This is a genomic window from Streptomyces capoamus (genome assembly GCF_014654935.1).
GTDB lineage: Bacteria > Actinomycetota > Actinomycetes > Streptomycetales > Streptomycetaceae > Streptomyces > Streptomyces capoamus.
Window position 1 is genome coordinate 103,741 of the sequence record NZ_BNBF01000024.1, and the last position, 5,686, is coordinate 109,426.

Genomic DNA, 5,686 nt, shown 5'->3' on the forward strand with positions numbered 1-5,686 from the left:
CGCCTCCCGGTAACCGCCGAGCCACGCCGGGAAGTCGGACAGGTCGCCCAGCACGACGTCCGCGCCGGCCTCCCGCAGCTCGCCGGCCGGGCACGGGCCGGTCGCCACGGCGACCGAAAACGCACCCGCCGCGCGGGCACCCCGGACGTCCCCGACGTGATCGCCGACGTACACGCCGGCGCCGTGCTCGCGCAGCGCCGCCGCCTTCTGCTCGGCCCACAGGTCACCGACGAGCACGTCCGGCTCGATGCCGAGGTGTTCCAGGTGCAGCCTGGCGTTCGGTTCGTACTTCGCCGTCACCACCATCGTCCGGCCGCCGGCCGCCCGCACCGCGTCGAGCGCCTCCCGGGCGCCGGCCATCGCGGGCGTCGCGGCGATCGCTATGGAGGGGTACATCTCCCGGTACAGACCGGCCATCGCCGGCACGTCCTCGGCCGGGAACCAGTGGATCAGCTCCTCCGCGAGCGGGGGGCCCAGCCGGGTCACCGCCAGGTCGGCGTCGATGAACGTGCCCGTCCGCTCGGCCAGCGCCGCGTAGCACGCACGGATGCCGGGCCGGGAGTCGATGAGGGTCATGTCGAGGTCAAAACCGACGGTCAGGGTGGAGGCCATGGGGGTCATTCTGCCGGGTGCCACTCGCATGCCGGGTGCGGGCATGTGGGGGCCGGTCGCGCAGTTCCCCGCGCCCCTGACCAAGCTGCCGCTCGCCCACCCGAGAGGCACGGGCCGCTACCGGGCCCGCTGGGAGCGCCAGACCAGGTACGCCGCCGAGGCCAGCGCCGCGCCCCTGACCACCCACGGCCAGGTGTCGCCGACCGCGTCGTTCATGTGGCCCTGGGCGATCGGCTCGCCCCAGCGGCCCTCATGGCGGCCCCACAGCCACACCAGTCCCGCCGCGACCGCCGTGCCCGGCAGGACCATCACCGCCCACTTCGTCTCCGCGGCCGTCAGCCGGCGCGAGCCGTAGGCGATCGCCCAGCCCAGCAGCAGCGCGAACCAGTTGCCGAGCACGGCCCCGGCGACCAGCGCGGCGGCGGCCAGCAGCAGCAGGGGGTTGGTCCAGCCGGCGGCGGGGAGCGGCAGGAGGCGCCGGCGCCGAGCGGGCGCGGCTTCCGGCTCCGCCTGCGGCACGGGTTCCGCCACGGGCTCGGACCGCTCGGCGGGCGCCGCCTGCGGGGGGCGCCTGAGCAGTTCCGGGATCTCCACACCGCCGACGAACCCCGGCACCGGGTCGGTGTCGCCCAGCGGGCCCCCGGCGGCGACCCGCCACCAGTCGGGCCCTGCCGTGGCGTCCCCCAGCTCGTGCGCGGGAGCGAGGTGCGGCGGGGCGGCGCCGTCGCGCGGGGCCGGCGGGGCGGGTTCGGCGGGGCGGGGGCGCGGGACCACCCGGCGCAGCCCCTTGGGCCGCTGCCGCGCCGGTTCCGGCGCGCGTTCCCCCGAGGAGGGCTGGGCCGGTACGGCGGTGGGCGGCGGCTGCGGGCCGCCGCCGGTGCCGCCGGCCGCGGCGACCACCTCGTCGGGGCTGCCCAGGCGGTCCAGGATGCGGCGGACGGCGGCGGGCGAGTCCACCGTCGTCTGCGCCCGGTGCCGGTCGATCTCGTTGCGCAGTTCCGACACGAGCCGCATCCGCGTCGCGGACGGCAGCTGCCGCTGCTGAGCGATGTCTCCGACGCGGCTCAGATACTCGTAGACGACCTGGTCGCTCTCGATGCCCACGGGACCCCTCCGGGGTGCGCCGACTGAAACCCCGGTGAGGACGGTACCGCTTCCCGCGGACGCCCCCGGCACGGGGAAGTCCGCTAACGTTGGCCGGATGAGCCCCGAGGCCCACTCAGCCCCTCGGTCCCTCGCGGAGGCGCTCCGCGCGCGGGACGACGCGTCCCTGGCCGCCCTGCTGCGCAGCCGCCCCGACCTCATCACCCCCGTCCCCACCGACCTCACCCAGCTCGCCACCCGCGCCGGGACCCGCGCCTCGGTGCTGCGCGCGCTGGAGCGGCTGGACCGGTTCGCGTTGCAGACGGCGGAGGCGCTGGCCGTGGCCCCGGACCCGGCGTCGTACGCCGTGCTGCTCGGGCTGATGGCCGGGGACGCCGGGGACTCGACGGTGGCCGGCGCGCTGCCGAGGGCCCTCGCCACCCTGCGCGAGCAGGCGCTGGTGTGGGGCGGCGACGACCGGCTGCGGCTGGTGCGCACCGCCCGCGAGCTGCTCGCGCCGTCCCCGCAGCACCCGTCGCCCACCGGTCTCGGGCCGACCGTGCAGGAGGCCACCGCGGGCATGTCGCCGGGGCGGATCCAGGAGATCGTCACGGCGGCCGGGCTGCCGTCGACGCACGACTCGGTGTCCGCGGTGACCGCGCTGAGCGCGCTGTTCAGCCACCGCAAGAAGATGGCGAAGCTGCTCGCCGGGGCCCCGGAGGCGGCGCGCGAGGTGCTGTCCCGGCTGGTGTGGGGGCCGCCGTACGGGCAGGTCACCGCGGATCCGGCGGCCCACCTGCGCTGGCTGCTCGACCGCGGCCTGCTGCTGCCGACCGCGCCCGGGACGGTCGTCCTGCCCCGGGAGGTCGCCCTGCACCTGCGGGAGGGCCGCGCCCACCGGGTGCCCGAGCCGCTGCCGCCCGCCGTGGCCCCGGCCGCGACGCACAGCCCCCAGGTCGTGGACGCCACGGCGGCCGGGCAGGCGTACACCGCGCTGGCCACCGTGGAGGAGCTGCTGAAGGACTGGGACGAGGGCGGTCCGGCGGTGCTGCGGGCGGGCGGGCTGAGCGTCCGGGACCTGAAGCGGACCGCCGTCGCCCTGGACGTGTCGGAGCCGGTCGCCGCGTTCTGGACCGAGCTGGCCTACGCGGCCGGCCTGATCGCCCCCGACGGCGAGGCCGACGAGCGGTACGCGGCCACCCCCGCCTACGACGACTGGCTGGAGCAGCCGCCCGCCGAGCGGTGGGCCCGGCTCGCCCAGGCCTGGCTGGCGGCCACCCGGGCGCCGGGGCTGGTCGGCGGCCGGGACGCCAAGGACCGGACCCTGGCGGCGCTCGGCCCCGGCCTGGACCGGTCCGCCGCGCCGGAGATACGGCACCGGGTGCTGTCCCTGCTGGCCGGTCTGCCCCGGGGCGGGGCCCCGGGCCCCGAGTCGGTGCTGGCCCGGCTGCGCTGGGAGCGGCCGCTGCGCGGGGCCCGGCGCGACGGCGACGACGACGACCTGCGCACCCGGCTCGCCCGCTGGACGCTGTCCGAGGCGGAGCTGCTGGGCGTGACCGGGCGAGGCGCGCTGGCGGCGCACGGCCGCGCGCTGCTGGGCGCGCCGGCGGCCGCGGAGGCCGCACCGGCGGCGCCCGGCCCGGCCGAGCCCGCCGGCCCCGGGGACAAGCTCCCCGTGCACCACCACCGGGCGCCCGACAGGCTCCTGCCCCTGCCCGCCGCCGAGCAGGCCGCCGCGGGTGCCGCCGCCGCCCGGCTGCTAGCCCCGCTGCTGCCGGAACCGCTGGACCACGTCCTGCTCCAGGCGGACCTGACCGCGGTCGCGCCCGGTCCGCTGCGGCGGCCGCTCGCGGACGTGCTGGGGGTGCTCGCGGACGTGGAGTCCAAGGGCGGCGCGACCGTGTACCGGTTCACACCGGCGTCCGTGCGCCGTGCCCTGGACGCCGGCCGGACCGCCGCCGACCTGCACGCCTTCCTCGCCGAGCACTCCCGCACCCCGGTGCCGCAGCCGCTCGCCTACCTGATCGACGACGTGGCCCGCCGGCACGGCCACCTGCGGGTCGGCGCGGCCTCGGCATACGTCCGGTGCGACGACGACGCGCTGCTGAACGAGATCCTCGCCGACAAGCGGGCCGCCGCCCTGCGCCTGCGCCGCCTCGCGCCGACCGTGCTGGCCACCCAGTCCGACCCGGCGGCGCTGCTGGAGGGGCTGCGCGCGATGGGGTACGCGCCCGCCGCCGAGTCCGCCGAGGGCGATGTCCTGATCACCCGGGCGCACGCCCACCGCAGCCCGCCGCGCACCGCGCCCGAGCCGGTGCCGGACGGCCCGCCGCCGCCCGACGCCACGCTGCTCACGGCGGCGATCCGCGCGATCCGGGCCGGTGACCTGGCCGCCACCGCCCCGCGCAAGCCCGTCGGCGAGCCCCTGACGGGCGGCGAGCCGCCCCGCACCTCCGCCGCCGACACCCTGGCCACCATGCAGGCCGCCGTGCTGACCGGCGACTCGGTGTGGATCGGCTACGTCAACGCCGACGGCGCCGCCAGCCAGCGGGTCATCGCCCCGGTCCGGGTGGAGGGCGGCTTCGTGACGGCGTACGACCACACGGCCGACGAGGTGCGCACCTACCCGCTGCACCGGATCACCGGAGTCGCGGAGCTGGCGGACGACTGAGACCGCGGCGGTCCAGGCACCCCCTAGCAGTCCCCGACCGGTGCGTCGGCGGGCAGGCCGAAGTGCGCGCGGGCGGCGTTCTCCAGGGCGTCGGAGGGCATCGCGTCGTCCAGCGCGGCCCGGGCGAAGAAGCCGAAGTGGGCCTCCGTCCACTCCGCGTTGCCGGCGCCGTCGGGCGGTGCCTCCCGGGAGACCACCCGGTAACCGCCGTGCGGGTCCCGCTCCAGCCGCAGCACCTGCGGGCCCTGTCCGCCGCTGCACTCCACCAGGCCGCCCTCGCGCACCCCGTACTCCAGGCACAGCGTGTCGACGCCCGCGCGCACCTCGCCGCCGCGTTCGGCCAGGTCGAGCGCCTCGGCCCGGCAGAACCAGCGCGCGTGCAGCGTGGGCACCTCCCCGCCGTAGCCGGTGCCGTCGCTGTCCGCCGCGAGCCGGGCCTCGATGAGCGGCCGTACCTGGTCCCACAGCCGGGTGTCGACGCTCCCCGGCCGCGCCGCCCAGGTGCCGGTGGCCACCAGCACCACCACCGCTCCGGTGCCGACGGCCCACCTCCGTGCCGACATGCCTGCGCTCCTCACCCGGCCGCGCGCCCGCGCCGCCTTTCCTGGGTGAGGACTCACGACGGGCCGAGGGGGTTGCACCCGGCGCTCTCCGCCGCCGCCGATCTTGCGGCCGTGGAGCCCCCGGCCGCATGAGGCACACTGGACGTTTGGCCGTCATGGAAGGGTGTGCCGCGCGTGAATGGTCCGCTGATCGTCCAGTCCGACAAGACCCTGCTCCTGGAAGTCGACCACGAGCGGGCCGACGACTGCCGGCGGGCCATCGCGCCCTTCGCCGAGCTGGAGCGGGCACCCGAGCACATCCACACCTACCGCGTCACGCCGCTCGGCCTGTGGAACGCGCGCGCCGCGGGGCACGACGCCGAGCAGGTCGTGGACGCCCTCGTGGAGTACAGCCGCTACCCCGTGCCGCACGCGCTGCTCGTGGACATCGCCGAGACGATGGACCGCTACGGCCGGCTCACCCTCTCCAAGCACCCCGCGCACGGACTCGTCCTCACCACCACCGACCGGCCGGTGCTGGAGGAGGTGCTGAAGTCCAAGCGGATCGCCCCGCTGGTCGGCACCCGGATCGACCCGGACACCGTGGCCGTGCACCCGTCCGAGCGCGGGCAGATCAAGCAGACGCTGCTCAAGCTCGGCTGGCCGGCCGAGGACCTCGCCGGGTACGTCGACGGCGAGGCGCACCCGATCGAGCTGCTGGAGGACGGCTGGGCGCTGCGCCCCTACCAGAAGCAGGCCGTGGAGAACTTCTGGCACG

At 77.4% G+C, this 5,686-nt stretch carries 5 protein-coding genes; 2 read left to right on the forward strand and 3 right to left on the reverse strand.

Annotated features, from left to right (window positions below):
- Positions 1-621: HAD family hydrolase (locus tag IE312_RS30690; RefSeq protein ID WP_189985526.1), on the reverse strand; the 621-nt coding region annotated here is incomplete at its 3' end.
- A gap of 108 nt (positions 622-729) precedes the next feature.
- Positions 730-1,716: a hypothetical protein gene (locus IE312_RS30695; RefSeq protein WP_189985527.1), complete on the reverse strand. Its 987-nt coding sequence runs from the start codon at positions 1,714-1,716 to the stop codon at positions 730-732.
- Between the two features lie 97 nt (positions 1,717-1,813).
- Here IE312_RS30695 and IE312_RS30700 point away from each other — a divergent pair, with 97 nt between their 5' ends.
- Positions 1,814-4,366, forward strand: a complete 2,553-nt coding sequence (locus tag IE312_RS30700; protein ID WP_189985528.1) for a helicase-associated domain-containing protein — start codon at positions 1,814-1,816, stop codon at positions 4,364-4,366.
- Between the two features lie 23 nt (positions 4,367-4,389).
- Here IE312_RS30700 and IE312_RS30705 read toward each other — a convergent pair whose 3' ends face one another.
- Positions 4,390-4,929: a hypothetical protein gene (locus tag IE312_RS30705; RefSeq protein ID WP_189985529.1), complete on the reverse strand. Its 540-nt coding sequence runs from the start codon at positions 4,927-4,929 to the stop codon at positions 4,390-4,392.
- A gap of 174 nt (positions 4,930-5,103) precedes the next feature.
- Here IE312_RS30705 and IE312_RS42585 point away from each other — a divergent pair.
- Positions 5,104-5,686, forward strand: a 583-nt coding sequence (locus tag IE312_RS42585) for a helicase-associated domain-containing protein (RefSeq protein ID WP_229900628.1), incomplete at its 3' end; no start/stop codon positions are given.

Excerpts from the sequence above, each read along its gene's own strand:
- IE312_RS30700 (WP_189985528.1), top strand. The coding sequence starts at position 1,814 with ATGAGCCCCGAGGCCCACTCAGCCCCTCGGTCCCTCGCGGAGGCGCTC.
- IE312_RS30705 (WP_189985529.1), bottom strand. The coding sequence starts at position 4,929 with ATGTCGGCACGGAGGTGGGCCGTCGGCACCGGAGCGGTGGTGGTGCTG.